This is a genomic window from Streptomyces kryoterrae, assembly GCF_054072135.1.
This window is the reverse complement of the sequence record NZ_CM133358.1, coordinates 1668906-1694796: the sequence shown is the minus strand read 5'-3', so window position 1 is coordinate 1694796 and position 25891 is coordinate 1668906. Positions and strand designations below refer to the sequence as shown.

26 protein-coding genes and 2 pseudogenes are annotated in these 25891 nt (G+C 72.3%); 22 read left to right on the top strand and 6 right to left on the bottom strand.

Going from position 1 to position 25891, the window contains the following annotated elements:
* The first annotated feature begins 93 nt into the window (after nucleotides 1-93).
* From ACW4TU_RS07010 to ACW4TU_RS06975, 8 genes are all read left to right on the top strand, one after another.
* Nucleotides 94-819 carry a class I SAM-dependent methyltransferase gene (locus ACW4TU_RS07010; RefSeq protein ID WP_457425693.1) on the top strand — a complete coding sequence of 242 codons (726 nt, stop codon included), beginning with the start codon at nucleotides 94-96 and terminating at the stop codon, nucleotides 817-819.
* Nucleotides 820-1057: 238 nt separating this feature from the next.
* Entirely contained in the window at nucleotides 1058-1978 is a 921-nt protein-coding gene (locus ACW4TU_RS07005) for a hypothetical protein (protein ID WP_457425692.1), read from the top strand.
* Between the two features lie 220 nt (nucleotides 1979-2198).
* Nucleotides 2199-3032 (top strand): M55 family metallopeptidase, encoded by an 834-nt coding sequence (locus ACW4TU_RS07000; protein WP_457425690.1) that lies wholly within the window; start codon nucleotides 2199-2201, stop codon nucleotides 3030-3032.
* Nucleotides 3025-4329 carry a M20/M25/M40 family metallo-hydrolase gene (locus ACW4TU_RS06995; protein ID WP_457425688.1) on the top strand — a complete coding sequence of 435 codons (1305 nt, stop codon included), beginning with the start codon at nucleotides 3025-3027 and terminating at the stop codon, nucleotides 4327-4329. The genes ACW4TU_RS07000 and ACW4TU_RS06995 overlap by 8 nt, the downstream gene beginning before the upstream one ends.
* A gap of 14 nt (nucleotides 4330-4343) precedes the next feature.
* Complete coding sequence (locus ACW4TU_RS06990) at nucleotides 4344-6302, top strand: dipeptidyl-peptidase 5 (RefSeq protein WP_457425686.1); 1959 nt, start codon at nucleotides 4344-4346, stop codon at nucleotides 6300-6302.
* On the top strand, nucleotides 6299-7225 hold the full coding sequence (locus ACW4TU_RS06985; protein ID WP_457425684.1) for a S66 peptidase family protein: 927 nt from the start codon (nucleotides 6299-6301) through the stop codon (nucleotides 7223-7225). The genes ACW4TU_RS06990 and ACW4TU_RS06985 overlap by 4 nt, the downstream gene beginning before the upstream one ends.
* Nucleotides 7226-7313: 88 nt before the next feature.
* The gene (locus ACW4TU_RS06980) at nucleotides 7314-7568 is read left to right on the top strand and encodes a LapA family protein (protein WP_457425682.1); all 255 of its coding nucleotides are present in this window, start codon (nucleotides 7314-7316) and stop codon (nucleotides 7566-7568) included.
* A 26-nt stretch (nucleotides 7569-7594) separates the two neighbouring features.
* Nucleotides 7595-8161 carry a GNAT family N-acetyltransferase gene (locus ACW4TU_RS06975; RefSeq protein ID WP_457425680.1) on the top strand — a complete coding sequence of 189 codons (567 nt, stop codon included), beginning with the start codon at nucleotides 7595-7597 and terminating at the stop codon, nucleotides 8159-8161.
* Between the two features lie 22 nt (nucleotides 8162-8183).
* Here the strand turns inward: ACW4TU_RS06975 and ACW4TU_RS06970 are convergent, their stop codons facing one another.
* Nucleotides 8184-9143 carry an LLM class F420-dependent oxidoreductase gene (locus tag ACW4TU_RS06970; RefSeq protein WP_457425678.1) on the bottom strand — a complete coding sequence of 320 codons (960 nt, stop codon included), beginning with the start codon at nucleotides 9141-9143 and terminating at the stop codon, nucleotides 8184-8186.
* Nucleotides 9144-9367: 224 nt separating this feature from the next.
* On the opposite strand from ACW4TU_RS06970, the gene ACW4TU_RS06965 reads away from it, so the two are divergent.
* The 5 genes from ACW4TU_RS06965 to ACW4TU_RS06945 all read left to right on the top strand — a co-directional run bounded on the left by ACW4TU_RS06965 (nucleotide 9368) and on the right by ACW4TU_RS06945 (nucleotide 14090).
* Complete coding sequence (locus ACW4TU_RS06965) at nucleotides 9368-10762, top strand: NAD(P)/FAD-dependent oxidoreductase (protein ID WP_457425676.1); 1395 nt, start codon at nucleotides 9368-9370, stop codon at nucleotides 10760-10762.
* Complete coding sequence (locus ACW4TU_RS06960) at nucleotides 10759-12633, top strand: transketolase (RefSeq protein WP_457425674.1); 1875 nt, start codon at nucleotides 10759-10761, stop codon at nucleotides 12631-12633. The genes ACW4TU_RS06965 and ACW4TU_RS06960 overlap by 4 nt, the downstream gene beginning before the upstream one ends.
* A gap of 46 nt (nucleotides 12634-12679) precedes the next feature.
* A complete protein-coding gene (locus tag ACW4TU_RS06955) occupies nucleotides 12680-12916 on the top strand; it encodes a hypothetical protein (protein ID WP_457425672.1) in 237 nt (78 codons plus the stop codon).
* A gap of 113 nt (nucleotides 12917-13029) precedes the next feature.
* Complete coding sequence (locus tag ACW4TU_RS06950; protein ID WP_457429958.1) at nucleotides 13030-13815, top strand: GvpL/GvpF family gas vesicle protein; 786 nt, start codon at nucleotides 13030-13032, stop codon at nucleotides 13813-13815.
* A 5-nt stretch (nucleotides 13816-13820) separates the two neighbouring features.
* Complete coding sequence (locus tag ACW4TU_RS06945) at nucleotides 13821-14090, top strand: hypothetical protein (RefSeq protein WP_457425670.1); 270 nt, start codon at nucleotides 13821-13823, stop codon at nucleotides 14088-14090.
* Nucleotides 14091-14173: 83 nt separating this feature from the next.
* On the opposite strand, the gene ACW4TU_RS06940 is transcribed toward ACW4TU_RS06945, so the two are convergent.
* The 3 genes and pseudogenes from ACW4TU_RS06940 to ACW4TU_RS06930 form a co-directional block, all read right to left on the bottom strand.
* Nucleotides 14174-14344: a hydrophobic protein gene (locus ACW4TU_RS06940; RefSeq protein ID WP_164319181.1), complete on the bottom strand. Its 171-nt coding sequence runs from the start codon at nucleotides 14342-14344 to the stop codon at nucleotides 14174-14176.
* Nucleotides 14345-14404: 60 nt separating this feature from the next.
* Nucleotides 14405-15232: a methyltransferase domain-containing protein gene (locus ACW4TU_RS06935; RefSeq protein ID WP_457425668.1), complete on the bottom strand. Its 828-nt coding sequence runs from the start codon at nucleotides 15230-15232 to the stop codon at nucleotides 14405-14407.
* A gap of 148 nt (nucleotides 15233-15380) precedes the next feature.
* Nucleotides 15381-15983: pseudogene (locus tag ACW4TU_RS06930) on the bottom strand (phosphatase PAP2 family protein); the annotation flags it as partial.
* A gap of 90 nt (nucleotides 15984-16073) precedes the next feature.
* On the opposite strand from ACW4TU_RS06930, the gene ACW4TU_RS06925 reads away from it, so the two are divergent.
* The 3 genes from ACW4TU_RS06925 (at nucleotide 16074) to ACW4TU_RS06915 (ending at nucleotide 18724) form a co-directional block, all read left to right on the top strand.
* Nucleotides 16074-16730: a histidine phosphatase family protein gene (locus ACW4TU_RS06925; protein WP_457425666.1), complete on the top strand. Its 657-nt coding sequence runs from the start codon at nucleotides 16074-16076 to the stop codon at nucleotides 16728-16730.
* Nucleotides 16731-16799: 69 nt separating this feature from the next.
* Nucleotides 16800-18419, top strand: coding sequence for an ABC-F family ATP-binding cassette domain-containing protein (locus ACW4TU_RS06920; RefSeq protein ID WP_457425664.1), 1620 nt, complete (start codon nucleotides 16800-16802; stop codon nucleotides 18417-18419).
* A 71-nt stretch (nucleotides 18420-18490) separates the two neighbouring features.
* Nucleotides 18491-18724, top strand: coding sequence for a DUF6158 family protein (locus ACW4TU_RS06915; RefSeq protein WP_457425662.1), 234 nt, complete (start codon nucleotides 18491-18493; stop codon nucleotides 18722-18724).
* 172 nt (nucleotides 18725-18896) lie between these two features.
* Here ACW4TU_RS06915 and ACW4TU_RS06910 read toward each other — a convergent pair whose 3' ends face one another.
* Together ACW4TU_RS06910 and ACW4TU_RS06905 are read right to left on the bottom strand one after the other, a co-directional pair.
* The gene (locus ACW4TU_RS06910; RefSeq protein WP_457425660.1) at nucleotides 18897-19439 is read right to left on the bottom strand and encodes a type 1 glutamine amidotransferase domain-containing protein; all 543 of its coding nucleotides are present in this window, start codon (nucleotides 19437-19439) and stop codon (nucleotides 18897-18899) included.
* Nucleotides 19440-19521: 82 nt separating this feature from the next.
* Complete coding sequence (locus tag ACW4TU_RS06905; protein ID WP_457425658.1) at nucleotides 19522-19989, bottom strand: winged helix-turn-helix transcriptional regulator; 468 nt, start codon at nucleotides 19987-19989, stop codon at nucleotides 19522-19524.
* A gap of 93 nt (nucleotides 19990-20082) precedes the next feature.
* On the opposite strand from ACW4TU_RS06905, the gene ACW4TU_RS06900 reads away from it, so the two are divergent.
* The 6 genes and pseudogenes from ACW4TU_RS06900 (at nucleotide 20083) to ACW4TU_RS06875 (ending at nucleotide 25794) form a co-directional block, all read left to right on the top strand.
* Nucleotides 20083-20583: a PaaI family thioesterase gene (locus tag ACW4TU_RS06900; RefSeq protein ID WP_457425656.1), complete on the top strand. Its 501-nt coding sequence runs from the start codon at nucleotides 20083-20085 to the stop codon at nucleotides 20581-20583.
* A 44-nt stretch (nucleotides 20584-20627) separates the two neighbouring features.
* Nucleotides 20628-20942 (top strand): annotated as a pseudogene (locus ACW4TU_RS06895) (DsbA family protein); the annotation flags it as partial.
* A 442-nt stretch (nucleotides 20943-21384) separates the two neighbouring features.
* On the top strand, nucleotides 21385-22179 hold the full coding sequence (locus ACW4TU_RS06890) for an RNA polymerase sigma factor SigF (RefSeq protein ID WP_457425654.1): 795 nt from the start codon (nucleotides 21385-21387) through the stop codon (nucleotides 22177-22179).
* A 509-nt stretch (nucleotides 22180-22688) separates the two neighbouring features.
* Nucleotides 22689-23375, top strand: a complete 687-nt coding sequence (locus tag ACW4TU_RS06885; RefSeq protein ID WP_457425652.1) for a hypothetical protein — start codon at nucleotides 22689-22691, stop codon at nucleotides 23373-23375.
* A 128-nt stretch (nucleotides 23376-23503) separates the two neighbouring features.
* Nucleotides 23504-24751: an aminotransferase class I/II-fold pyridoxal phosphate-dependent enzyme gene (locus tag ACW4TU_RS06880; RefSeq protein WP_457425650.1), complete on the top strand. Its 1248-nt coding sequence runs from the start codon at nucleotides 23504-23506 to the stop codon at nucleotides 24749-24751.
* The gene (locus tag ACW4TU_RS06875) at nucleotides 24748-25794 is read left to right on the top strand and encodes an MBL fold metallo-hydrolase (protein WP_457425648.1); all 1047 of its coding nucleotides are present in this window, start codon (nucleotides 24748-24750) and stop codon (nucleotides 25792-25794) included. Before ACW4TU_RS06880 ends, ACW4TU_RS06875 begins: the two co-directional genes overlap by 4 nt.
* Nucleotides 25795-25891 lie beyond the last annotated feature (97 nt).

Here is a 25891-nt window from a genome sequence, read left to right as displayed (position 1 = left end):
TACGCGGTGCGCTTGTGGGCGTAACCGGGGCACGGTAGACCGAACTGCCCCGTCCCCTCGGACGGGCAGCCGTCGCACCCTGGGGAGTTGGGCATGAGCGTGACGAGTCGGTACAGGCAGGCCTGGGAGGGCTTCTGGCGCGACGCCCCCCACGGGCAGGGGGCCGTCTTCTGGGACGCGGAGCCCGTGCTGACCGTCGGCCTCCACCTCGCCGTCTTCGAACCGCACCTCGACGACTTCGAGTTGCCCCTGCTGGACCTCGGGTGCGGAAACGGCACCCAGACCCGGTTCCTCACCGACCGGTTCACCCGGGTCGTCGGCGCCGACCTCTCGCCCGCGGCACTCGAGCGCGCCCGCCAGGCCGACCCGGAGGGCGCCGCCGAGTACGAACTGCTCGACTGCGCCGAGAAGACCGAGGTCGAGGCACTGCACGGAAAGCTCGGCGACACCAACGTGTACATGCGCGGGGTGCTCCACCAGTGCGACGCCGACGACCGGCAGACCCTCGTCGACGGCATCGCGACCCTCATCGGGCAGCGCGGCCGGGCCTTCCTGGTCGAGCTGTCGCAGGACGCGCGCCCCATCCTGATGGGCCTGGCCCAGAGCCCCGAGGGCCCGCCGCCCAAGCTGCGCCCGGTCCTCGAGCACGGCATCGCACCCGGCGAGGTGGCGGACTCGGCGGTCCCCGTCTATCTGAGCGCGGCGGGCCTGGAGGTCCTCGGGAGCGGCGAACTCCCGCTCACCACCACGGAGTACACGGCGGACGGAACCCGCATAGTGCTGCCCTCGAAGTGGGTCGTCGTGGCGCAGCAGCGCTGAGAACCGCGGCGGCCTGGGACATGACGCCGGAGGCCGCCGTGATCAAGTCGGAATGTGGAGAACTCGTGGAGGATTGACGGGAGTCGCCGAACGTGGCGAGAATGCGGATCACTTCGCTGGGCCTGAAGCGAGCGGAGTGACGCGAGTGACCTGGTCGCGCACGCCTTCGGGTGTCCGTCCGCGCCGGTCGCATGCGCTCGACACACCTCCCACACATTTCGATCCACAGAGGCTCATTTTGTCGCGTTCGCATCAGTCCAGAACTCTGACTGTCCTCGCCGCAACCGCTTTCGCCGCCGCTGTCGTACCCGTACTCGGGGCGGGCACCGCGAGCGCGACCACGGGCGGATCCTGCCAGTCCGCCACCGTCCAGTACCGCATCGACGGCGGCGACTGGACCTCGCAGGGCGGGTTCCACGCCTGGGACAGCGCTCCCGGCTCCGTCGAGGTGCGGCTGGCCCCGGGCCAGAGCGTCGGGGAGGGCTGCAAGTACCCCGTGTCCCTGGCCGAGTACACGACCGAGGGCCCGAACTGGAACACCTCCGGCCACCAGACCTTCGTCGACAAGGACACCGTCTACCTCACCTCCGCGGACGTCGCCGACGCCGGTGGTGCGGAGCACGCCTGGCAGAAGCTGAGCGTGAAGTCCCCGGACTGCTACGGGCAGATCGACCTGTACGGCGACGACATCGCGTACGACGGCCAGTCGGGGGAGGGCCACGGCCCCGCCCCCTACCAGCCCGACGGCGTGGTCACGCCCTACCACCTCATAGCGGCCTGGAACGGCGGGGACAAGGCGTGCGACACCGGCGCCTCCGTGCCGCCCGCCCCCACGCCGTCGGAGCCCGCGCCGAGCACCCCGGCCACCCCGACCACGCCCGCGACTCCCACGACGCCCGCGAGCAGCGAGCCGCCCGCCGAGGAGACGACCCCGCCGAGCACCCCCGACACCTCCACCACGCCGCCCACCACCCCGGACGTGCCCCCGGCCGAGTCGACGCCGCCCACCAGCCCGGAGCCCTCGCCCAGCGAGAGCACCCCGCCGCTGGCGGAGACCGGCGCCGGCGCGCCGGTCGGCACGATCGCCGGTGCTGCGGCCGTGGTGGTCGCCCTCGGCGCCGGCGCGCTCTTCCTGGGCCGCCGCGCCCGCCGCTCCTGACCGGGAGTCCAGGGACCGCAGTCGTCCCGTAGCGCGACAGCGCGACAGCCCCGTCTCCGCAGGGAGGCGGGGCTGTCGCCGCGTTCCGGCTACCGAACGGTCCGGTGCGGAGATCCGTGGGTTCACCCGGGAGGTCGAAGCGGTGCTTCCTGGCCGGGACCGCGCCCGGCGCGTAACGTTCGGACAGCGAGCCGCTGACCTGCGACGGGACTGTCCCACCATGAAGATCCTCATCAGCGCCGACATGGAGGGCGCCACCGGCGTCACCTGGCCGGCCGACGTGCTGCCGGGCACCCCGCAGTGGGAGCGGTGCCGTTCGATGTTCACCTCGGACGTCAACGCCGCCGTGCTCGGCTTCTTCGACGGCGGCGCCGACGAGGTGCTGGTCAACGAGGCCCACTGGACCATGCGCAACCTGCTCCTCGAACGGCTGGACGAGCGGGTGGAGATGCTCACCGGGCGCCACAAGTCGCTGTCCATGGTGGAGGGCGTGCAGCACGGCGACGTGGACGGCATCGCCTTCGTCGGGTATCACGCGGGCGCCGGCATGGAGGGCGTCCTCGCGCACACCTACCTCGCCAACTCCATCACCGGCGTGTGGGTGAACGACGTACGGGCCAGTGAAGGGCTCCTCAACTCCCGTGTGGTCGCCGAGTACGGCGTTCCCGTCGTGCTCGTCACCGGCGACGACCTCGCCTGCGAGGACGCGCTCGGATACGCGCCCGAGGCGCTGAAGGTCGCCGTCAAGGACCATGTGTCGCGGTACGCCGCCGTGTGCCGGACGCCCGCCAGGACCGCCGCCGACATCCGGGCCGCCGCGAAGGAGGCCGCCGCGCTGGCCGTGCGGCACGAGCCCGTCGTCGGCGGGCCGTTCACCGTCGCCCTCGAGTTCGACGCCGAGCATCTCGCCATGGCCGCCACCGTGGTGCCCGGCGTCGCGCGGACCGGGGAACGGAAGGTCGCGTACACGGGCGGCACAATGTACGAGGGCATTCGTACCTTCAAGGCGGTCACGACGATCGTCTCGGCCGCGGTGGAGGAGCAGTATGGCTGAGCAGCAGGCGCTCGACGAGGTGGTGTCGTTCACCTCCGATCTCATCCGGATCGACACGGCCAACCACGGCGGCGGCGACTGCCAGGAGCGGCCCGCGGCCGAGTACGCCGCCGCCCTGCTCGCCGAGGCAGGCCTGGAGCCCACACTCCTTGAGCGGACCAGGGGGCGCACCAACGTCGTCGCCCGGATCGAGGGCACCGACCCCGCCGCCGACGCCCTGCTCCTGCACGGGCACCTGGACGTCGTGCCCGCACGCGCCGACGACTGGAGCGTGCACCCGTTCTCCGGGGAGATCCGCGACGGCGTCGTCTGGGGGCGGGGCGCCGTCGACATGAAGAACATGGACGCGATGATCCTCGCCGTCGTGCGCCACTGGGCCCGCGAGGGCGTCCGGCCCCGGCGCGACATCGTGATCGCGTTCACCGCCGACGAGGAGGACAGCGCCGCGGACGGCGCCGGGTTCCTGGCCGCCGAGCACCCGGGGTTGTTCGAGGGATGCACCGAAGGGGTCGGCGAGTCCGGGGCGTTCACCTTCCACGACGGCGCCGGACACCGGCTGTACCCCATCGCCGCCGGTGAACGCGGCACCGGCTGGCTCAAGTTGACCGCCAGGGGACGCGCCGGACACGGCTCGAAGGTCAATCACAGCAACGCCGTCACCCGCCTCGCCGCCGCCGTCGCGCGCATCGGCGCGTACGAGTGGCCACTTCGCCTCACTCCCACCGTCCGGGCCGCCCTCACCGAACTCGCCGCCCTCTACGGCGTCGTGCCCGACCTGGACGACGTCGACGGGCTGCTCACCAAGCTCGGACCCGCCGCCCGGCTCGTCGAGGCGACCGTCCGCAACAGCGCCAACCCGACCATGCTGAACGCCGGTTACAAGGTCAACGTGATCCCCGGCGAGGCCGTCGCATATGTCGACGGGCGCTTCCTGTACGGCTGCGAGGACGAGTTCCGTACGACCCTCGACGAACTCACCGGCCCCGACGTCACCTGGGAGTTCCACCATCGCTCGGGGGCCCTGCAGGCTCCGGTGGACTCACCCACGTACGCCCGGATGCGCGCCGCCGTCGAGGAGTTCGCGCCCGAGGGGCTCGTGGTGCCCTACTGCATGTCCGGTGGGACCGACGCCAAGCAGTTCTCGCGGCTCGGCATCACCGGGTACGGATTCGCGCCCCTGAAGCTGCCCGAGGGCTTCGACTACCAGGCGCTCTTCCACGGTGTGGACGAGCGCGTCCCGGTCGAGGCGCTGCACTTCGGAGTCCGGGTACTCGACCGGTTCCTGCGCACGGCCTAGGAGTGGGGAAGACAGTGCAGACACTGCCGTACGGATCATGGCTCTCGCCCATCGACGCGGAACTCGCCGCCGAGCACGACGGGTCACCCGAGCACGTGGGGTTCGTCGGCGACGAGGCCTGGTGGACCGAGCCCCGGCCCACCGAGGGCGGCCGGCGCACCCTGGTACGACGGCACGCCGACGGCACCCAGGAGTCGGTCCTGGACGCGCCGTGGAACGTGCGCAGCCGCGTCATGGAGTACGGCGGTCACCCGTGGGCCGGCGCCGTGCGCGACGGCGGTCCGCTGGTCGTGTTCGTCAACTTCGCCGACCAGCGGCTGTACCGCCTGACGGAGGGACAGGAACCGCGCCCGCTCACCCCGTTGTCCCCGGTCGGTGGCGGACTGCGCTGGGTGCAGCCGCAGTTGCGGCTCGAACTCGGCGAAGTCTGGTGCGTGCTGGAGGAGTTCACCGGCGAAGGACCCACCGACGTGCGGCGCGTGCTCGCCGCCGTGCCGCTGGACGGATCGGCCGCCGAGGACCGTGGCGCCGTACGCGAACTCACCGACGACGGGCACCGGTTCGTCACCGGACCCCGGATCTCGCCCGACGGCCGACGCGCGGCCTGGCTCGCCTGGGACCATCCGCGGATGCCCTGGGACGGCACGGAACTGGTGGTCGCGGAGATGGGCGCCGACGGCACGCTGAACGGTGCCCGGACGGTCGCCGGAGGGCCCGAGGAGTCGATCGCGCAGGTGGACTGGGCGGGCGACGGAGCGCTGCTGTACGTCAGCGACCGCTCCGGCTGGTGGAACCTCTACCGCGACGACACGCCCGTGTGCCCCCGCCCGGAGGAGTTCGGCGGGGCGCTCTGGAAGGTCGGGCAGCGCTGGTTCGCACCCCTGGAGGGCGGTCCCGTCGCGGTCGTGCACGGGCGCGGGGCGACCTCGCTGGGGATCCTGGACCCCGAGACCGGCGACGTCGTCGACACATGCGGCCCCTGGACCGAGTTCGCGGCCACCCTCGCCGTGCACGGGGACCGGGTGCTCGCCGTCGGGGCCAGCCCGCGCAGCGCCTACGAGGTCGTCGAGCTGGACACCCGCACGGGACGGGCCCGGGTCATCGGCGCCGCACACCAGGACCCGGTCGACCCCGTGCACTACCCCGAGCCGCAGATCCGCACCTTCACCGGCCCGGAGGGCCGGGACATCCACGCGCACATCTACCCGCCGCACCACCCCGGGTACACGGCGCCCGGCGACGAGCTGCCCCCGTACGTCGTGTGGGCGCACGGTGGGCCGACGGGGCGGGCGCCGCTCGTACTCGACCTGGAGATCGCCTACTTCACCTCGCGGGGCATCGGCGTCGCCGAGGTCAACTACGGCGGCTCGACCGGGTACGGGCGCGAGTACCGCGACCGGCTGCGCGAACAGTGGGGCGTCGTCGACGTCGAGGACTGCGCGGCCGTCGCGCTCGCCCTCGCCGACGAGGGCACCGCCGACCGTGCCCGGCTCGCCGTCCGGGGCGGCAGCGCGGGCGGCTGGACCGCGGCGGCCTCCCTCACCGGCACCGACGTCTACGCCTGCGGCACGATCCTCTACCCGATCCTCGACCTGGCCGGCTGGGGCTCGGGGGAGACCCACGACTTCGAGTCGCGGTACCTGGAGTCCCTGGTCGGCCCGCTCGCCGAGGTCCCGGGCCGCTATCTGGAGCGCTCGCCCGTCGAGCACGCCGCCGACATCACCGCGCCCTTCCTGCTGCTGCAGGGGCTGGACGACGTCATCTGCCCGCCCGTGCAGTGCGACCGGTTCCTCGCCCGGCTCGCGATGGAGGGACAGCGCGTGCCGCACCGCTACATCGCGTTCGAGGGGGAGGGGCACGGATTCCGGCGGGCGGACACGACAGTGCGCGTCCTGGAGGCCGAACTCTCCCTGTACGCACAGGCCTTCGGGCTCACCCCGCCCGGCATCCCGACCCTGGAACTCGTCAAGTGAAGCCCCTGACAAGGCCGTCGCGGCTCGCGCCGGGTGCCCGCGTGGCCGTCGTCGCGCCCAGCGGGCCCGTCCGCGAGGAGCGGCTGCAGGCCGGGCTCGACATCCTGCGCGGCTGGGACCTGGACCCCGTCGTCGCACCCCATGTCCTGGACCGGCACGGTGAGTTCGACTACCTCGCGGGTACGGACGCCGACCGTGCCGCCGACTTCCAGGCCGCATGGTGCGACCCCACGGTCGACGCGGTGCTGTGCGCCCGCGGCGGTTACGGGGCGCAGCGCATGGTCGACCTGCTCGACTGGGACGCGCTGCGGGCGGCCGGGCCCAAGGTGCTCGTCGGCTACAGCGACGCCACCGCGCTGCACGAGGCGTTCGCGGTCCGGCTGCGACTCGCCACGCTGCACGGGCCGATGACGTCCGCCGTCGACTTCCTCAAGAACGCGCGGGCGCAGGAGCATCTGCGGGCCACGCTGTTCGATCCGGAGTTGGTACGGGTCGTCGACGCCGCAGCGGGTTCCGCACTGGTGCCCGGGCGGGCCCGGGGCGTCACCCTCGGCGGCTGTCTGGCCCTGCTCGCCACCGAACAGGGCACCCCGCACGCCAGGCCCGGTGCGCGCGGCGGGCTGCTCATGATCGAGGACGTCGGCGAGAGCGCGTACCGCATCGACCGGACCCTCACCCAGCTGCTGCGCACCGGCTGGCTCGACGGCGTCGCCGGGATCGCGCTCGGCTCGTGGGAGCGATGCGGTCCCTACGAGGTGCTGCGTGCCGTGTTCACCGACCGGCTCGGCGGGCTCGGGGTGCCGGTGGTGGAGGGGTTCGGGTTCGGGCACCGCGACGGGGCGCTGACGATCCCGTTCGGGGTGGCCGCCGAACTGGACGCCGACGCGGGGACACTGACGCTGGAGGAACCGGCGCTGCGGTGAGGGCGGTGCGGGCCGGCCCTCGGTGCCGTCACCCGTCCGGCCTACCTCCGGGCGCGCGGGAAGCCCCCGCTCGGCCCATGCCGGCCCCATGAGCACGAAGACCTCCGAGAGCGGTGGCAGCACCGGTGGCGGGACCGGTGGTGCGCGGGGGCTGCTGACGCCCGCCCGGGTCGCCGTCGGGGCACTCGCCCTGCTCGCCCTGATCTTCATCTTCGAGAACACCCGCGCCACCAGGATCCGGCTGCTGATCCCCGAAGTGACCATGCCGTTGTGGATGGCGCTGCTCGGCACGGCGGTCATCGGCGCGCTCTGCGGGGCCTATTTCATGCGCCGCCGCAGGTGAACGAGGGCCGCGCGTAGGGTGGCCGAGTGTCTGAGCACCGTGGATATCTTGCCGAAGGGCCCCGCGTGGGCATACGTCCGTTCACCTACGAGGACGGTGCCGAGTTCATCGACCGGGTGCGGGAGAGCAAGGCCCTGCATCACCCCTGGCTGGCTCCGCCGGCGAGCCCGGACGCCTATGCGTCGTACGCCGGGCGGCTGATCGAGGATCCGACGAAGGCCGGGTTCCTCGTGTGCGAGAAGGGCGACGGCCCGGGCGTCGAGGGTGGCGCCGTCGCCGGGTTCATCAACATCAACAACATCGTCCAGGGCGGCTTTCTGTGCGGTGCCCTCGGGTACGGGGCGTTCGCGCACGCGGCCGGACGGGGGCTGATGGGCGAAGGGCTCGATCTGGTCGTCCGGTACGCCCTCGGGCCGCCGCTGCGGCTGCACCGGCTGGAGATCAACGTGCAGCCCGGCAACACCGCCTCGATCGCCCTCGCCCGGCGCTGCGGCTTCCGGCTGGAGGGCTTCTCACCGGGCTTCCTCCACATCGACGGCGCCTGGCGGGACCACGAACGATGGGCGATCACCTCGGAGATGCTGAAGGGGTAGGGCCCTGATCGGTTCGCCCGCTTCAGCGGCCCGGCAGCTGGGGGAGCACCTTCGTGCGGTAGAAGTCGAAGAAGCCGCGCTGGTCGGGGCCGATCTGGCTGACGTAGACCCGGTCGAAGCCCGCGTCGGCGAAGGCGGACAGGGCCGAGACGTGTTCGTCCACGTCGGGGCCGCAGACCGTCCTCTCGCTCACCATGGACTCGGTGACCAGCGGCTCCAGTTGCTCGAAGTGGCGCGGCGTGGGCAGGATCTGCGCCATCTCGCCGGGCAGCAGCTGGTTGGACCACAGCGTGCGCACCGTACGGACGGCCTCCTCGCGGTCGGGGCCGTAGCAGACCTTCGTACCGCCGCTGACGAGCCCCGAGCCCCCGCCGCCCTTGCGGAACTGGGTCGTGAGGTCCTCGTCGGGCCCCATGGTGATGTAGCCGTCGCCCACCCGGGCCGCGAGCGCCGTCGCCTGGGGGCCGAAGCCGGAGACGTCGATCGGGACGGGCTCGTCCGGGACGGTGTACAGGCGGGCGTTCTCGACGGTGTAGTGGGGGCCGCGGTGGTTGACCTCCTCGCCGGTGAAGAGGCGGCGCATCACCTGGATCGCTTCCTCCAGCATCTCCAGGCGGGTGTGTGCGGGCGGCCACTGGTCACCGAGGATGTGTTCGTTCAGCGCCTCGCCGGAGCCGACGCCGAGCCGGAACCGTCCGTCCGTCATCACCGCGCTCGTCGCCGCGGCCTGCGCCACCACCGCCGGGTGCGTCCGCACGGTCGGACACGTCACAGCCGTCTGGATGGGCAGCGACACCGCCTGCGACAGCGCGCCGATCACCGACCACACGAAGGGACTCTGGCCCTGGGCGTCGTTCCACGGGTGATAGTGGTCCGAGATCCACAGCGCCTGGAACCCGGCCTGCTCGGCCTGCCTCGCCTGTTCGACGAGTTCCGCCGGGCCGAACTCCTCGCACGCGAGGAAGTAGCCGTATTCGGGCATGGGGAAGCACCTCCGGGAAAAGGGCGGGTCGGGGTGTGCTCCGGGTACCCAGTGGGCGGCGGGGAAACCGGCGCGGGAGGGCGGACCGCGGATGGCCGACCGGGCCCGACGGACGTTTGGGCGCCCTGACCAGGGGGACGCGGATAGTTCCGTACCTCGTCCATGACGGCGTACCTACGGCTGACCGAAGGTTCTGTACGCGCGACCTCGCCGGAGGCGAAAACGTGAGTCGACCCCGCATCCTGATCGTCGGCGCGGGCTTCGCCGGGTACCGGACGGCCCGCACCCTGGCCCGGCTGACCCGGCACAAGGCCGACATCACCCTGCTGAACCCGACCGACCACTTTCTGTATCTGCCCCTGCTGCCCCAGGTCGCCGCCGGTGTCCTGGAACCGCGCCGTATCACCGTCTCCCTCCCCGGCACCCTGCCCCAGGTGCGTCTGGTGCTCGGCGAGGCCGAGGACGACGGCATCGACCTCGACGCGCGCACCGTCCGTTACACGGACCCCGAGGGCGAGAGCGGGACCCTCGGTTACGACCGGCTCGTCCTCGCCGTCGGCAGCGTCAACAAGCTGCTGCCCGTGCCAGGTGTCGCCGAGAACGCCCACGGTTTCCGCGGTCTGCCCGAGGCGCTGTACCACCGCGACCACGTGATCCGGCAGATCGAACTGGCGGCTGCCGCCGACGACCCCAAGAGCTGCGCCGCCCGCTGTACCTTCGTCGTGGTCGGCGCCGGCTACACCGGTACCGAAGTCGCCGCGCAGGGGCAGCTGCTCACCGACGCGCTGGTCCGCGAACAGCCCCTTCGCGAAGGCATCCGGCCACGCTGGCTGCTGCTGGACACCGCGCCGCGCGTCCTGCCCCAGCTGGACGAGAAACTGGCACGCACCGCCGACCGGGTGCTGCGCGAACGGGGAGTCGACGTCCGCACGGGAACCTCCGTGAAGGAGGCGACCCCCGGCGGAGTCCTGTTGTCCGACGGGGAGTTCGTCGCGTCGCGCACCCTGGTGTGGTGTGTCGGCGTCCGCCCCGATCCCCTGGTCGAGGGCATCGGACGGCCCCTGGAGCACGGGCGGCTCGTCGTCGACCCGTTCCTCCAGGTGCCGGGCCACCCCGAGGTGTTCGCGTGCGGGGACGCCGCCGCTGTCCCCGACCTGAACAAGCCCGGGGAGTTCACCGGGATGACCGCGCAGCACGCCTGGCGGCAGGGCAAGGTCGCGGCCCGCAACGTCGCCGCCTCGCTGGGTATCTGCTCCCGCCGCGCCTACCGCCACCGTGACCTGGGGTTCGTCGTCGACCTGGGCGGGGCCAAGGCCGCAGCCAACCCGCTCGGCGTCTCACTGTCCGGGCCGCTCGCCGGCGCGGTCACCCGCGGCTACCACCTCGCCGCGATGCCCGGAAACCGGGTGCGGGTCGCGGCCGACTGGCTGCTGGACGCCGTACTGCCGCGCCAGGGCGTGCAGTTGGGGCTCGTCCGGTCCTGGTCGGTCCCCCTGGACACGTCGTCGCCGGAGTTGGCGCGCGTGCCGGGCGGCGAGCGGCAGTCCCCGGCACGGGTTCCGAGACAGTCCCCGCGACAGGCCGCGGAACAGTCCACCCGATCGGAAGGAGAGTCGTGAACACCGCCGGACCCCTGCACAACACCGCCGAACTCGCCGAGCTGGGCCAGCAGTTGCGCGTCGACAGCATCCGGGCCTCGGCCGCCGCGAACTCCGGGCATCCGACCTCGTCCATGTCCGCCGCCGACCTGATGGCCGTACTCCTGGCCCGCCACTTCCGCTACGACTTCGACCGCCCGACCCACCCCGGCAACGACCGCTTCGTGCTCTCCAAGGGGCATGCCTCGCCGCTGCTCTACGCCGCCTACAAGGCCGTCGGCGCCATCGACGACGCCGAGCTGCTCACCTACCGCCAACTGGGCAGCAGGCTCGAAGGGCATCCGACACCCCGGCGGCTGCCATGGGTCGAGACGGCCACCGGATCGCTCGGCCAGGGACTGCCCGTGGCCGTCGGTATCGCGCTGGCAGGCAAGCGGCTCGACCGCACCGGGTACCGGGTGTGGGTGCTGTGCGGGGACAGCGAGCTGGCCGAGGGGTCCGTCTGGGAGGCCGCCGAGCACGCCTCGTACGAGCATCTCGACAATCTCGTCCTCGTCGTCGACGTCAACCGGCTGGGCCAGCGCGGACCGACCCGGCACGGGCACGATCTCGACGCCTACGCCCGCCGGTTCAAGGCCTTCGGCTGGCACACCGTCCAGATCGACGGGCACGACGTCGACGCCATCGACCGTGCCTACGGCGAGGCCGAGTCCACGACCGGGCAGCCCGTCGTCGTCCTCGCCCGCACCCTCAAGGGCAAGGGCGTCGCGGCCGTCGAGGACCGCGAGGGAATGCACGGCAAACCGCTGCCGGACGCCGACGAGGCGATCGCCGAACTCGGCGGCCCCCGCGACCTCCGCGTCCGGCCGCCCGAGCCGCACGCCGCCCGGGCGCTGCACTCCGTACGGGCCGGAAACCTCGAACTGCCCCGCTGGGACGGGGGGGAGGAGATCCCCACCCGGGACGCCTACGGGCAGGCGCTCGCCGCGCTCGGCAACGCCCGGCCGGATGTCGTGGCCCTCGACGGGGAGGTGAGCGACTCGACGCGCGCCGAGGCCTTCGCCAAGGAATACCCCGACCGGTTCTTCGAGTGCTACATCGCCGAACAGCAACTGGTCGCCGCCGCAGTGGGGTTGGCGGCACGCGGCTGGGTCCCGTACGCGTCGACGTTCGCGGCCTTCATGACCCGCGCACACGACTTCCTGCGCATGGCGGCGGTCAGCGGGGCCGGCCTCAACCTCGTCGGCTCGCACGCGGGCGTCGCGATCGGCCAGGACGGGCCCTCCCAGATGGGCCTGGAGGACCTGGCGATGTTCCGCGCGCTGCACGGCTCGACCGTGCTGTATCCGTGCGACCCCCACCAGACCGCGCGGCTCGTCGCCACGATGGCCGGCCTCGACGGCATCAGGTATCTGCGCACCTCGCGTGGCGGGGCACCGCTGCTGTACGGGCCCGACGAGGAGTTTCCCGTCGGCGGCAGCAAGGTGCTGCGCACCGCCGGGAGCGAGGACCGGCTGACGGTGGTCGCGGCGGGCGTGACCGTCCACGAGGCACTGGCCGCCGCCGACGCGCTCGACGCCCAGGGCATCCCGGTGCGGGTCATCGACCTGTACTCCGTCAAGCCCGTCGACCGGCTCACGCTGCGCCGGGCCGCCGAGGAGACCGGCTGTCTGCTCACCGTCGAGGACCACCGGGAGGAGGGCGGCATCGGGGACGCGGTCCTCGACGCCTTCCTCGACGGACGGCCACTTCCCCGGATGGCGCGCCTCGCCGTCCGTACGATGCCCGGCTCGGCGAGCCCCGACGAGCAGCTGCACGCCGCGGGCATCGACGCCGAGGCGATCATGGCGGCGGGCCGGCTGCTCGCGGAGGAGGTGATCGCGCCCGGCTGACCACCGGGCCCGCAAGAAGGAGCGCGGCGACCGGCTCTACCCCGACGTGCGGTGCAACGCGTACGCGCAGACCGCGGTCGCGCCGTACTCCGTCCGGGCCGAACCCGGGGGCACCCGTGGCCGTCCCCGTCGGCTCGGACCGGCTGGACGACCCGGACCTGACCGCCCGTCGCTGACCGGTCGCGGACGCGGTCGAACAGGCGCGTACCCACTCGTGGGGCGAACCGCTGCGGCGCTTGCGGGCGCCGGGTCGGCGCGGCGAAGGCTCGAAGCGACGGGCTGAAGCTGGACCACATCGACAGACGTACCTCAAGAGGAGCAGGAGTGAGCACGAACAGCGGCACAGACACGAACAGCGGTACGAACGCGGGCGAAGAAGCGGGCATCGAGACGAGTATCGGTACGTACGTCTACGGCGTCACCGCCGCCGATCATCCCCAACTGCGTTCTTTCGCCGAGGAGTTGCGTGGCGTCGGCGATCCGCCGCGTTCCGTGCGCGTCCTGACGGAGGGCGCCCTGGCGGCGATCGTCAGCGACGCACCCGAGGAACTCCGCCCCAGGGGCGAGGATCTGCTCGCCCACCAGCACGTACTGGAGGAGGCGGGCGCGGCCGGGTGTGTGCTGCCCATGCCGTTCGGCAGCGTCGCACCGGACGACGACGCGGTCACCTCGGTGCTGGCCGAACGCGTCGAGCACTACGTGGAACGGCTCGGAGTCCTCGACGGCAACGTCGAGTACAAGGTCGAGGTGAGCCACGAGGAGGAAGCGGTGCTGCACCGTGTGCTGGCGGAGAGCCCGGAGCTCCGGGCTCTCACCGAGGCCAACAGGCAAGCGGGCGGCGGCAGTCACGAGGACAGGGTGAGCCTCGGTGAGATGGTGGTGGCCGCGGTGCGGGCCCGGGAGGCCGAGGACGCCGTCGAGATGCGGCGGACGCTGGAGCCGTCCTCGGTGGCGGTGAGCGTGGGCGCCGAGTCGGCCGAACGGCCCGCCGACGTGTCGTTCCTGGTGGCCCGGGACTCGGCGGAGGTGTTCCGCACCGCGATCGAGCAGCTCCGCAAGGCGCGTCCGTACCTGGAAGTGCGGGTCCAGGGGCCGCTGCCGCCGTACAGCTTCGTCGAACCGGGCCCGGCCGGGCCCGCGGATTCCACGACGGGCACCGACAACGGGACGGGACGAGGATGAACCGAGTGGAACTGGGCCTCGCGGTAGGGGCCGGATACGTCCTTGGACGTACGAAGAAACTGAAACTGGTCGTTGCTGTCGGCGCCGTAATGGCCGCCAGGCGGATGCAGCTGAGCCCGCAGGCGATCGTGGACCTGCTGTCCGGGCAACTGCGCGACAATCCGCAGTTGAAGGAGATCGTCGACCGACTGAGCGAGGACCTGCGGGACCTCGGTAAAGCGGATCGCACCGCCCGCGTTGGGAATCAACGGGCGTTCAAGGAAGACGGTGAGTGAATTGTCGCGGCCCGAGGACCAGAATCTGGTCCTCGGGCCGCGAAGCCCCTGTTCTCCAGGGGTTGATCACCTGCTGACGCCGGCTACCAGCGGTACCACCGGCCCCTTGATCCGCTCGCGCTCGTGCCCCGCACCAGGAAGCCCAGTAGCCAGACGACGAGCACGATCAGTGCGATCCACCAGAGTATTTTCACCGCGAATCCGGCACCGAAGAGAATCAGAGCCAGAAGCAGTACGAGCAGAATGGGAACCATTGTGAACCTCCTGGACTCCGAGTTTCCCGGAATCGGCGTCTCATTCATCCGTGGAGGGAATCAGTCGCCCTTTCGGCAGAGAATCTCCGCGTGCGGGACGATGAACCAGGCGTCCTCCCGCCGTCCCCACTCCCGCCAGGCCTCCGAGACCGCCCGCAGCTGCTCCGGGGTCGCCAGGCCGCCTTCCGTGGCCCGGTCCGCGTACGCCGACGCGAGTGTCCGGTCCGCCCACAGGCCGCTCCACCAGGCGAGCTCGGCGCTGTCCGCGAACGTCCAGGTGCTGGACGTGGCCCTGATGTCCGTGAGCCCGGCCCGTAGCGCCCAGGACTTCAGCCGGCGCCCGGCGTCCGGCTCGCCCCCGTTGGCCCGGGCCACCCGCCGGTACAGGTCCAGCCAGTCGTCCATGCCCTCCGACGCCGGATACCAGGCCATGGCCTGGTAGTCCCCCTCGCGGACGGCGACGTACCCGCCCGGCTTGGTGACCCGGTGCATTTCGCTCAGTGCCCGCACCGGGTCACCCACGTGCTGGAGCACCTGATGGGCGTGGACCACGCAGAACGTGTCGTCCGGGAAGTCCAGCGCGTGGATGTCCGCGACCGCGAACTCGACGTTGCCCAGGCCCCGTTCGGCGGCCGTGGCCCTGGCCTGGTCCAGGATGCCCGGCGCCCGGTCGACGCCGGTGACCTGCCCGTCGGGGACCAGTTCGGCCAGGTCCGCGGTGATCGTGCCCGGGCCGCAGCCGATGTCCAGGATCCTCATGTGCGGCTTCAGCGAACCGAGGAGGTACGCCGCCGAGTTGGCGGCGGTGCGCCAGGTGTGCGAGCGGAGCACGGACTCGGGGTGCCCGTGCGTGTAGACGGCGGTCTCCTGCGGCTGCGGTTTGGACATGACCGTGCCCCTTCTCGTCTTCTCGAACGACCCGCTTCGAACGACTCGCTCATCACCGTACGCAGCCGTGCCGAATAATGAGACCCTCGTCTTGGGATGTGGACACCGCCCGTCAACAGCCGGAAGCCGGGGGTCAGTTCCCGTCGAGCGGCCGAACCGGGGGCGCGGACCGGTCGCGGGGCGGCACGAGCTTCCGTACGGCGAACGCGGCGCCCGCGCCCAGGGCCGCGCCCGCCAGTACGTCACTGGGGAAGTGGACGCCGGTGTAGACGCGGGACATAGCCACCGAGAAGGCGATCGGCGCCACCACCGCGCCCAGACCCCGGGACTCCAGGGCGACACCGGTCGCGAAGGCGGCCGCCGACGCCGCGTGACCGGACGGGAACGACGTGGTGATCGGCTGCCGCTTCAGCTGCCTGACCCGCGGCACGGCGTCCAGCACGGGGCGTGGGCGGCGTACCGAGCGCTTGCCGACCGTGTTGATCGTCGCGGAGGCCACGGCGAGGGAGGCGAGGCCCCGGACGGCGGCCCGGCGGGCCCGGGGGCTCCCGGTGGCCGCGAGGGCGGCGGCCGTCGCGAACCACAGGACGCCGTGGTTCGCGCTGCGGCTCAGCCTCGGCAGGACGCGCTCGGCGCCCGGCCAGTGCCGGGTGGCGGCGGTATCGAACAACTGGAAGTCGAGTTTCAGCAGGTTCTCGCGCAGGGCGTGACGGCCGAGCTGTGGAACGGTGAGGTCGATGTCTGCGGTCATGACCCTCTGGGTACCCTGAAGAGAGCCTTTTTGTCTTGTCGTGCACGTCACGGGGCTTGTCGCGGGATCGTAGGGCGAGAGGGAATCCATATGCGTCTGCTGCTCATCCGGCACGGTCAGACCCCGTCGAACGTGAAATTCCTGCTGGACACCGCGGTTCCGGGGCCCGGACTGACCGAGCTGGGGGAGCGGCAGGCAGCGGCCCTGCCGGAGGCGCTCGCGGGCGAGGACATCGACGCGCTGTACGCCTCCACGCTGACCCGTGCGCAGTTGACCGCCGCTCCGCTGGCCGTGGCGCGTGGCCTCGACGTACGGGTGCGGGACGGGATCCGTGAGGTGGCCGCCGGGGACCTGGAGATGCGGGGCGACTCCGAGGCCGCGCACACCTACATGACCACCCTGTTCGCGTGGGCGGCCGGTGACACGGAGCTGCGGATGCCGGGCGGGGAGAACGGGGTCGAGGCGCTCGGGCGGTTCGACGCGGTCGTCGCGGAGGCCGCCGGCAGCGGGGCCGGCGCGGTCGCCATGGTCAGCCACGGCGCCGCGATCCGGATGTGGGCAGCGGCCCGCGCGGACAACGTCGATGTGCCCTTCGCCGCCGAGCACCGGCTCGACAACACCGGTGTGGTCGTCCTGGAGGGGGCACCGGCGGACGGCTGGAAGGTGGTGTCCTGGGCGGGCGCGGTCCTCGCGACGACAGGGCCGGGCACCGGCGGCGGGCCGGCGGGAGAGGCCCTGCACGGCTAGCGGGTCGCGACCACGGGTGTGCGCTTATCGGTTTGCCCGGGGTCGTGGTCGGCCCGCAGAATGCGCCTCATGGGACACCTCGAAGCAGCGCACCTTGAGTACTACCTTCCCGACGGGAGGGCGCTGCTCGGCGATGTGTCGTTCCGGGTGGGCGAAGGGGCCGTCGTGGCCCTCGTGGGGCCCAACGGCGCCGGGAAGACGACCCTGCTGCGGCTGATCTCCGGCGAGCTGAAACCGCACGGCGGCACCGTCAACGTGAGCGGCGGGCTCGGCGTGATGCGCCAGTTCGTGGGCTCCGTACGGGACGAGACGACCGTCCGGGACCTGCTCGTGTCGGTCGCCACCCCGCGGATCCAGGAGGCCGCCAAGGCGGTCGACCTCGCCGAGCACGGCATGCTGACCGTCGACGACGAGGCGGCCCAGCTCCAGTACGCGCAGGCCCTCTCCGACTGGGCCGAGGCGCGCGGCTACGAGGCCGAGACCCTGTGGGACATGTGCACCACGGCCGCGCTCGGGATGCCGTACGAGAAGGCACAGTGGCGGCTGGTGCGCACGCTGTCCGGCGGTGAGCAGAAGCGGCTGGTGCTGGAGGCGCTGCTGCGCGGCACGGACGAGGTGCTGCTGCTCGACGAGCCCGACAACTATCTCGACGTTCCCGGCAAGCGTTGGCTGGAGGAGCGGCTCGCGGAGACCCGCAAGACGGTTCTCTTCGTCTCCCACGACCGGGAGCTGCTCTCCCGTTCCGCGCAGAAGATCGTGTCCGTCGAACCCGGTCCCGCCGGCGCGGACGCGTGGGTGCACGGCGCCGGGTTCGCCACCTATCACGAGGCGCGGGCCGAACGGTTCGCGCGCTTCGAGGAGTTGCGCCGGCGCTGGGACGAGAAGCACGCCCAGTTGAAGAAACTGGTGCTGAACCTCCGTCAGGCGGCCTCCATCAGCCATGAGTTGGCGTCCCGCTACCAGGCGGCGCAGACCAGGCTGCGAAAGTTCGAGGAGGCGGGGCCGCCGCCCGAGCCGCCGCGCGAGCAGGACATCACCATGCGGCTCAAGGGCGGCCGTACCGGCGTAAGGGCCGTCACCTGCAAGGGACTTGAGCTGACCGGGCTGATGAAACCCTTCGACCTGGAGGTGTTCTACGGCGAACGGGTCGCCGTGCTCGGCTCCAACGGCTCCGGCAAGTCGCACTTCCTGCGGCTGCTCGCCGGTGACACGGTGAACCACACGGGCGAGTGGAAGCTCGGCGCGCGGGTCGTGCCCGGGCACTTCGCCCAGACGCATGCCCACCCCGAGCTGGAGGGCCGCCCGCTCCTCGACATCCTGTGGACCGTGCACTCACAGGACCGGGGCGCGGCCATGTCCCGGCTGCGCCGCTACGAGCTGACCGCCCAGGCCGAGCAGCGCTTCGAGCGACTCTCCGGGGGCCAGCAGGCGCGCTTCCAGATCCTGCTCCTGGAACTGGAGGGTGTCACGGCGCTGCTGCTGGACGAGCCGACGGACAACCTCGACCTGGAGTCCGCCGAGGCACTCCAGGAAGGGCTGGAGGCGTTCGAGGGCACGGTCCTGGCCGTCACGCACGACCGCTGGTTCGCTCGTTCGTTTGACCGGTATCTGGTCTTCGGCAGCGACGGGCGGGTCCGTGAGACCCCGGAGCCGGTGTGGGACGAGCGGCGGGTGGAGCGGGCCCGGTAAGGCGGGGCTTCGCCTGTGCGGCTACGGGTACCCGGGACCGTACGGAAGAAATCGACGACTGGGGTGCCACCATGAACGGAGTCGACCCGGGCCGGTTGGACGACCAGCAGCTGATGAAGGAGCTGGAGACGATCCACCGCACCCGGCACGACACGCTGCTGCACGCGTCGAACGACGCGTTGCGCGCCCACAACGACCGTATGGCGCAGCTGGAGGGCGAGTACCTGCGCCGCCACCCGCGCCGCCCGGTCGCCACCGGCCGCACCCGCGAGGGCGCCCGGGACCGGGACTGCGCGCAGGAGTGACGAACGGTGCCGCTGCCCGGGGCCCGAGGGCTCCCGGCAGCGGCACGGGCCGCAGCGGTGGATCTCAGCGGCGCACCGGGGGAGAATCCCAGTGCCGATGGGCCGCGACCGCCGCGACGAAGGCGGGTTGTCGGTGGCCGGCCGGTGGTGGCCGTCCAGTGGTCCAAGGCGATCAGGCGGCCTTCTTGTCGAACTCGGACACGAGCGCGTCGCAGAACGCCTTCAGGTCGTCCGGTTTGCGACTGGTGATCAGGATGTTGGGCCCGTGGTCGCAGATCCGCACCTGCTCGTCGACCCAGTCACCGCCCGCGTTGCGGATGTCGGTACGCAGGCTCGGCCACGAGGTGAGCACCCGGCCGCGGACGACGTCCGCCTCGATGAGGGTCCACGGGGCGTGGCAGATCGCGGCGACCGGACGGCCCTGGTCGAAGAAGTCCCGCACGAACGCGACGGCGCGCTCGTCACCGCGCAGAAGGTCCGGGTTGGCCACCCCGCCGGGCAGCACGAGTCCGTCGAAGGACTCGGCCGACACCTCGCCGACGACCTCCTGCACGGGAAACGTGTCCGCCTTGTCGAGATGGTCGAAGGCCTGTACCCGGCCCTGCTCCGTCGACACGAGCACGGGTTCGCCGCCCGCGTCGGCCACCGCCTGCCAGGGCTCGGTGAGTTCGATCTGTTCGACGCCCTCGGGGGCGGTCAGAAACGCGATACGCATGAGTTCCTCCAGACTTCGGGGGTGCTCGCCGCGTACCCGGCGATCCGCTGTCGACACACATCAGCGGTGCTTCATCGGCAGGTCATGTCCGGAGGCGGGCGCCTGTTCCCATCCGGGCGGTGACGTCACGGGGGGTGAGGGCGGCGTGTTCCGCGGAGCACTCGACGACGACGCGGACCGGGGCGTCGCAGTCGGTGTGGCGGACGTCCAGCATCGGGCCCTCGGAGCCGACCGCGTACGCCTCGCCCCACTGGGTCAGGGCCATCAGGACGGGCCACAGGTCCCAGCCCTTGCGGGTCAGGCGGTATTCGTTGCGGGAGCGGCTGCCCGGCTCCCGGTAGGGGACGGTCTTCATCACGCCGGCCGAGGTCAGCTTGCGGAGGCGGTCGCTGAGGACGGCCTCCGAGAGGCCGATGTGGCGGTGGAAGTCGTCGAAGCGGCGGACGCCGTTGACGGCGTCACGCAGGATCAGCAGCGTCCATTTCTCCCCGATCACGTCGAGCGTGCGCTGGACGGGGCAGTTCTCCGTGCTCGCCTCAAGCCACTCCATCCCGCCATCGTACGGCCCTGGCTTCGTCATTGACAGTCAGGTGGACCGGCCGCTAGCTTCACTTGTAAAAGTCAGATGGGGAGGCGCTCGGCCGTGGGACGAACACGTACGTATCAATGGGAGGACCCCGCGATCCTGGCGGAGGCCGCCGGACGCATGGCCGGCCTCGACTTCCTGCGCGAACTGCAGGCGGGACGCCTGCCGGCGCCGCCTGTCAACCACACCGTCGACTTCACCCTGATCGAGGTGGAACCCGGCAGGGCGGTCTTCTCGCTGACGCCGGGGGAGGAGCACTACAACCCGATCGGCAGCGTGCACGGCGGCATCTTCGCCACCCTGCTCGACTCGGCGGCGGGGTGCGCCGTCCAGTCGACCCTCCCGCAGGGCATGGCGTACACCTCGCTGGACCTGACGGTGAAGTTCCTGCGGCGGATCACCGTGGACACGGGCACGGTGCGCGCCATCGGCACGCTTCTCAACAAGGGCCGCCAGACCGCCCTGGCCCAAGCCCAGTTGGTCGACGTGAACGACCGTCTCCTCGCCCACGCCACCAGCAGCTGCCTGCTCTTCCCGGTGCCGCCCACCCAGGGGTGACCGGCGGGCGGCTGCCGGGGTGACCCGGTCGGTCGACTCGGCTGCCCGCCCGTGCGGCGGAACCGGCCGGCGCGTCGCAGCATGCCTTCTATGTCGAGGGCCTCAGCCTTTCCGGACCGGCGACCTACCGGAAGGTCGCCGGGGCGGCCGGTCTGGACGCCGACGCGGTGGTGGCCGCCTTCGAGGGTCCCGGGGTGCGGGTCGCGGCCGGGGCCGACTTCCACCGGGCCGCCTCGCTGGGCGTCACCGGATTCCCGACCCTCCTGGCCGTCGACGGCGACCGGGTCACCGTGCCGGCCAGGGGCCACGCCACCGCCGACGAGGTCGACCAGCGGCTCGCGCCCCTCCGTACCCCCTGAACCTCCCTGTCCCCACCCCACTCGCCGAGCAAGGGAACCGCCACGCCCGGCCCGGCAGGAACTCCGGCCGGGCTAACTCGATGCCGATCGCGTACGGGGCCCAGCGGCCCATCGTGGCCGCGCGCGCTCCTGGACGGCTGCCGACGCTTGCGTGACCGACCGCTTCGAACGCGGTCATTTCCTCGTGCCGGGGTCGGCTCCAGGCGGCGAACAGGCTGGTAGCGCCGCCGCAAGGACAGCCGAAGCCCTCGTCACCGGACGGCACTCTCGAAAACCTGTTTGGCACGGATAGTGCGGGGCAGGCGCAGCAACAGTGCTTCGGACAGGAGGCACGTCCGTGGGAGCGGTGGATCACCGACCCGGGTGTGTCCGTCCCGTGTTGTGCGCACCCTCCCGCGGGGACCCGTCCAATCCGAGCACTCCTAGGGAGTTGCGACGCACCATGCGAACTCACACGAGTCCGAAGCGCCACCCCCACGACGACGCCCCCGACACCGCGGAGGCGTTCCGCAGGCTTTCCGCGCTCCCCCCTGGCCAGCAGCGCGACACACTCCGGGCGAAGATCGTCGAGGCCTGGCTGCCCATGGCCGACCGGCTCGCGGGCCGTTTCCGGAACAGGGGCGAAGGTCTCGACGACCTGCGTCAGGTGGCCGCGTTGGGCCTGGTCAAGGCCGTCGACCGCTACGACCCCGAGCTCGGCAACGCCTTCGAGAGCTACGCCGTCCCCACGGTCACCGGTGAGATAAAGCGCCACTTCCGTGACCACATGTGGACCCTGCACGTGCCTCGCCGGGTCCAGGACCTGCGCAACCGCGTACGGTTCGCCGCCCAGGACCTGTCGCAGACCATCTCGGGCCGCAGGCCCACCGTCGCCGAGATAGCCAAGCACGCCAACATGACCGAGGAGGACGTCAAGGTCGGCCTGGAGGCGCTGGAGAGCTTCACCGCGCTCTCCCTCGACGCCGAACTGCCCGGCAGCGAGGACGGCTACTCCCTCAGCGACGCCCTCGGCGCACCCGACCCGGCCCTCGACATCGTCATCGACCGCGAGGCCGTCAAGCCCCGGTTGCAGGCGCTGCCCGAGCGTGAACGCGCCATCCTCTACATGCGGTTCTTCGGGGACATGACCCAGAGCTGCATCGCCGAGGAGCTCGGCATCTCCCAGATGCACGTCTCCCGCCTGATCAGCCGCTCCTGCAACCGGCTCCGGGACCAGGTCATGAGGGACGCCGCCTAGACCGGCCCGGACGGACCGGCCCAGGGTCCCTCCCTCTCCCGACTCGCCCACGATGAACGCATGGTGACGGTTCAAGTTTCACGGCCTGCGCCTGCGCCTCCGCCATCGGGAGACGGTGGCCGCGAGGCGCTCCGGGAACAGGGGTGAGCACAGCGTGTACGACACCGTCGCCGGCCGGCGGTAGGCACAGCAGGGACGTCTCGTGGACCAGGACCGGGGCGCCGGTGGCGTCGTGGCCGAAGTCGTCCGGGTCCTCGGGACCCACCCGTGGCGTGGGGGAGCCACCCCGTGCCGCCCCGACGACCACCGCCCTGCGTACCCGGCCCGGCGTCGACCAGACGTGCGGCACCGTCATGTACGTCCTTCCGACACGGGCGGCGTCACCCGCTCGGGCGTGTCCGTCCCGCGAATGGTGCCCGGCCGCGCGCGCCGCGCCGCCGGGCGGGCTGTCATGGGGTGCGGGGCATCACCCGACGTGCCCCGCAGCCGCCGCTCGAAGGAGCCCAGCCATGCGCCGCACCGCCCGTGTCCTGTCCGCCGCCGCCCTGGCCGGTGCCGTCCTGGGCGCCGCCGCCTCGGCCGTGTCCGCGGACGCCGCCGGGGAGGTCAGCCCAGTTACCGTCGGCCCCGGCGGCACCGTCACCGTCTCCGTGGCCTGCGACGCGACCGGCGGGACCCCGCCCGCGTCCATCGACGCGCACTCGCAGAGCTTCGAGCAGGGCACCGTCCAGCTCCAGCAGGTCCCCGGCAACGACGACCAGGTGACCGGCCCCGCCTACAGCGGCACCGCGAAGATCGCGCCGGCCTGGAGTTTCGAGGGCGACCAGAACGCGAGCGCCCCGGCCGCCGAATGGTCCGCCGACGGTACGTGTCCCGGGCAGGCGGGAGGCCAGGGCAAGGAATGGAAGGCGATGTTCACGGTGACCCGCGACGGCACCGGCACCTGCGCCACCGACTCGCACGGCGGCGACTCCCGGAGCGGCGACTTCCAGGACGTGTCCGCCTGCCCGACGTACACCTCCGCGCACACCGCCGAGCCCACGCCCGCGCCGGTGCAGCGCGGGGTCCAGGCCGGTCAGGGCGGCGCCTTCACCGACTCGGTGCCCGCCCTCGTCGCCGGGGGAGTGCTGATCGCGGGCGCGGCCGGGGCCGCCGTACACCGGCTGCGCCGCAGGGGAACGGCCACACGCGGCTGACCCGGGGTGCGGCCCCGGTGCAGGGAAGCAACCCGGGCGGGCTCCCACGGGTCCCTGTGACCGTGGGTACTCCCAGCCGTAGCCACAGCAGGTACAGACACCGCACCAGCAACCCCGCGGAGGTACGCATGCGGCGGACGGATCCCCAGGGGCACGGCCCCGTCCGCTACGGCCCGCCGTTCCCCGGCGACGGACTCCCCGTACTGCCCGAACTCACCGCCGTGCTCGCCGCCGCGGCCGGTCGCCCCGACGCCCAGCCGACCGGCGGCGGCCCCGCGCTCCTCGACGCCGCCTGCGGCTACTGGGCCCGGCGCGGACTGCCCGCCGAGCCCGACCGGGTGGCCGCAGCGCCGGGCGCCCCCGCCCTGCTGCACGCGCTGACCGCCGCGATCGGCGGAGACGTCCTGGTGCCCCGGCCCTGCGCGGCCTGGTGGGCGCCCCAGGCACGGGCGTTGGGCAGATCCGTGTTCCACGTGGCCACACCGGCCGAATGCGGGGGCGTGCCCGACCCGTACGCCCTGCTGGAAACCGTACGGAGGGTGCGCGCCGAGGGCGGTGAACCCCGGCTGCTCGTACTGTCCGTGGCGGACGATCCGACGGCCACCGTCGCGCCGCCCGAACTCCTGCACGAGACCGTCGAGGCCGCCGCCGGAGAAGGGCTCCACCTGGTCAGCGACGAGACCTGGCGCGACACCCTGCACCGGCCGCACGACACCGTGCTGCTCAGTCCGGCCGAGATGCTGCCCGACAGGGTCACCGTCGTCACCGACCTGTGCGGCGCGCTGCTGCCGCCGGGCTGGCCCGCCGCCCTCGCCCGCTTCCCCGCGAACCCCTCCGGCGACGCCCTACGCGCACGCGTGCTCGACGTGCTCACCGCGCTCGGCGCCCGGATCGCCGATCCGGTCGCCGCCGCGGCCGGGTACGCGCTCGGCGAGCCCGAAGCCGTCACCGAACGGCTCACCGCCGCCGTACGCCTGCACGCGCGCGTGGCCACCGCCGTGCACCGCGCGGTCGTCGCCGCGGGCTGTCTGGCCCGGCCACCGAGGGCCGGCCGCCATCTGTACGTCGACCTCGGCCCCCTGCGGACCGCGCTCGCCGCCCACGGCGTCGGCGACGCCCAGGAACTGGAGGACCACCTCACCGCACGGCTCGGGATGCCCACGCCCGGCGGTCACCGGTTCGGGGACGACCTCGCTGCACTGCGCGTCCGGCTGGACACGGGCGCGCTGCTCGGCGACACGCCCGGGGAACGCGCCCAGTCGCTCACATCACCCGAACCACTGGAACTGCCACACGTGCGAAGCGCGTTGACCCTGGTGGGATCGATCTTCGACGATCTCTGTGACGACGCTCAGCGACGGGAGCCTCCTCGATGACGCAGCAGTCCGAGTCGACCACGAGCACCAGCACGAGCACCAGCATGAGCACCAGCATGAGCACGAGCGCGACCCCGACGACCGAGGCGCTTCGGCCGCCGCACGGGAACCGGGTGTGGCCCCGTTCCTTCGCCGATCGGCTCACCACCCCGCTGCCCGGTCTCCGAGGCATGGCCAGATTCGCCAGAGAGGGCGCGGTACGGCCGACCCCGGAAGGCCTCGCCGACATCCCGCGGCTGCCCTTCGAACCCGGCCCGCTGCCCCGCGTCGACGCGCGTACGGTCGCCGTCTCCTGGGCGGGGCACGCCAGTTGGGTGGTGAGGATCGGCGGGCTCACCGTCCTCACCGACCCGGTCTGGTCCCGCCGCATCCTCGGCACACCGGCCCGGATCACCCCCGTGGGCGTCGCCTGGAGCGCGCTGCCGCACGTCGACGCCGTCGTCATCAGCCACAACCACTACGACCACCTGGACGCCCCGACCCTGCGCAGACTCCCGCGCGACACCCCGGTGTTCGTGCCCGCCGGGCTCGGCCGCTGGTTCCGGCGGCGCCGGTTCACCCACGTCACCGAGCTGGACTGGTGGGAGGCGGCCGAACTGGACGGGGTCCGCTTCGACTTCGTGCCGGCCCACCACTGGTCCAAGCGCGGCCTCACCGACACCTGCCGCACCCTCTGGGGCGGCTGGGTGCTCACCGACCTGGACGGGCAGCGCGTCTACTTCGCGGGCGACACCGGGTACGGCCACTGGTTCGCCCGCATCGGACAGCGCTACCCGGGCATCGACCTCGCGCTGCTTCCGATCGGCGCGTACGACCCGCGGTGGTGGCTCAGCGACGTGCACTGCGACCCGGAGGAGGCGGTACAGGCCGCCATGGACCTCGGTGCGCGCCGGATGGCGCCGATGCACTGGGCGACCTTCGTCCTGTCGGCCGAGCCGGTCCTCGAACCGCTGATCCGGGTGCGGGCCGCCTGGGAGAAGGCAGGCCTGGCCCGCGAGGAACTGTGGGACCTGCCGGTGGGGGGTTCACGGGTGCTGGGCTGAGGTGTTCTCGCCCCCGCCGCCCCTACCCGTCCCGTCCTCGGGGGCTCCGCCCCCGAACCCCCGGTCGCGCTGAAGGCGCTCGTCCTCAAACTCCCCC

Excerpts from the sequence above, each read along its gene's own strand:
- ACW4TU_RS07010 (WP_457425693.1), top strand. The coding sequence starts at position 94 with ATGAGCGTGACGAGTCGGTACAGGCAGGCCTGGGAGGGCTTCTGGCGC.
- ACW4TU_RS07000 (WP_457425690.1), top strand. The coding sequence starts at position 2,199 with ATGAAGATCCTCATCAGCGCCGACATGGAGGGCGCCACCGGCGTCACC.
- ACW4TU_RS06995 (WP_457425688.1), top strand. The coding sequence starts at position 3,025 with ATGGCTGAGCAGCAGGCGCTCGACGAGGTGGTGTCGTTCACCTCCGAT.
- ACW4TU_RS06980 (WP_457425682.1), top strand. The coding sequence starts at position 7,314 with ATGAGCACGAAGACCTCCGAGAGCGGTGGCAGCACCGGTGGCGGGACC.
- ACW4TU_RS06970 (WP_457425678.1), bottom strand. The coding sequence starts at position 9,143 with ATGCCCGAATACGGCTACTTCCTCGCGTGCGAGGAGTTCGGCCCGGCG.
- ACW4TU_RS06940 (WP_164319181.1), bottom strand. The coding sequence starts at position 14,344 with ATGGTTCCCATTCTGCTCGTACTGCTTCTGGCTCTGATTCTCTTCGGT.
- ACW4TU_RS06935 (WP_457425668.1), bottom strand. The coding sequence starts at position 15,232 with ATGTCCAAACCGCAGCCGCAGGAGACCGCCGTCTACACGCACGGGCAC.
- ACW4TU_RS06925 (WP_457425666.1), top strand. The coding sequence starts at position 16,074 with ATGCGTCTGCTGCTCATCCGGCACGGTCAGACCCCGTCGAACGTGAAA.
- ACW4TU_RS06920 (WP_457425664.1), top strand. The coding sequence starts at position 16,800 with ATGGGACACCTCGAAGCAGCGCACCTTGAGTACTACCTTCCCGACGGG.
- ACW4TU_RS06915 (WP_457425662.1), top strand. The coding sequence starts at position 18,491 with ATGAACGGAGTCGACCCGGGCCGGTTGGACGACCAGCAGCTGATGAAG.
- ACW4TU_RS06910 (WP_457425660.1), bottom strand. The coding sequence starts at position 19,439 with ATGCGTATCGCGTTTCTGACCGCCCCCGAGGGCGTCGAACAGATCGAA.
- ACW4TU_RS06905 (WP_457425658.1), bottom strand. The coding sequence starts at position 19,989 with ATGGAGTGGCTTGAGGCGAGCACGGAGAACTGCCCCGTCCAGCGCACG.
- ACW4TU_RS06890 (WP_457425654.1), top strand. The coding sequence starts at position 21,385 with ATGCGAACTCACACGAGTCCGAAGCGCCACCCCCACGACGACGCCCCC.
- ACW4TU_RS06885 (WP_457425652.1), top strand. The coding sequence starts at position 22,689 with ATGCGCCGCACCGCCCGTGTCCTGTCCGCCGCCGCCCTGGCCGGTGCC.
- ACW4TU_RS06880 (WP_457425650.1), top strand. The coding sequence starts at position 23,504 with ATGCGGCGGACGGATCCCCAGGGGCACGGCCCCGTCCGCTACGGCCCG.
- ACW4TU_RS06875 (WP_457425648.1), top strand. The coding sequence starts at position 24,748 with ATGACGCAGCAGTCCGAGTCGACCACGAGCACCAGCACGAGCACCAGC.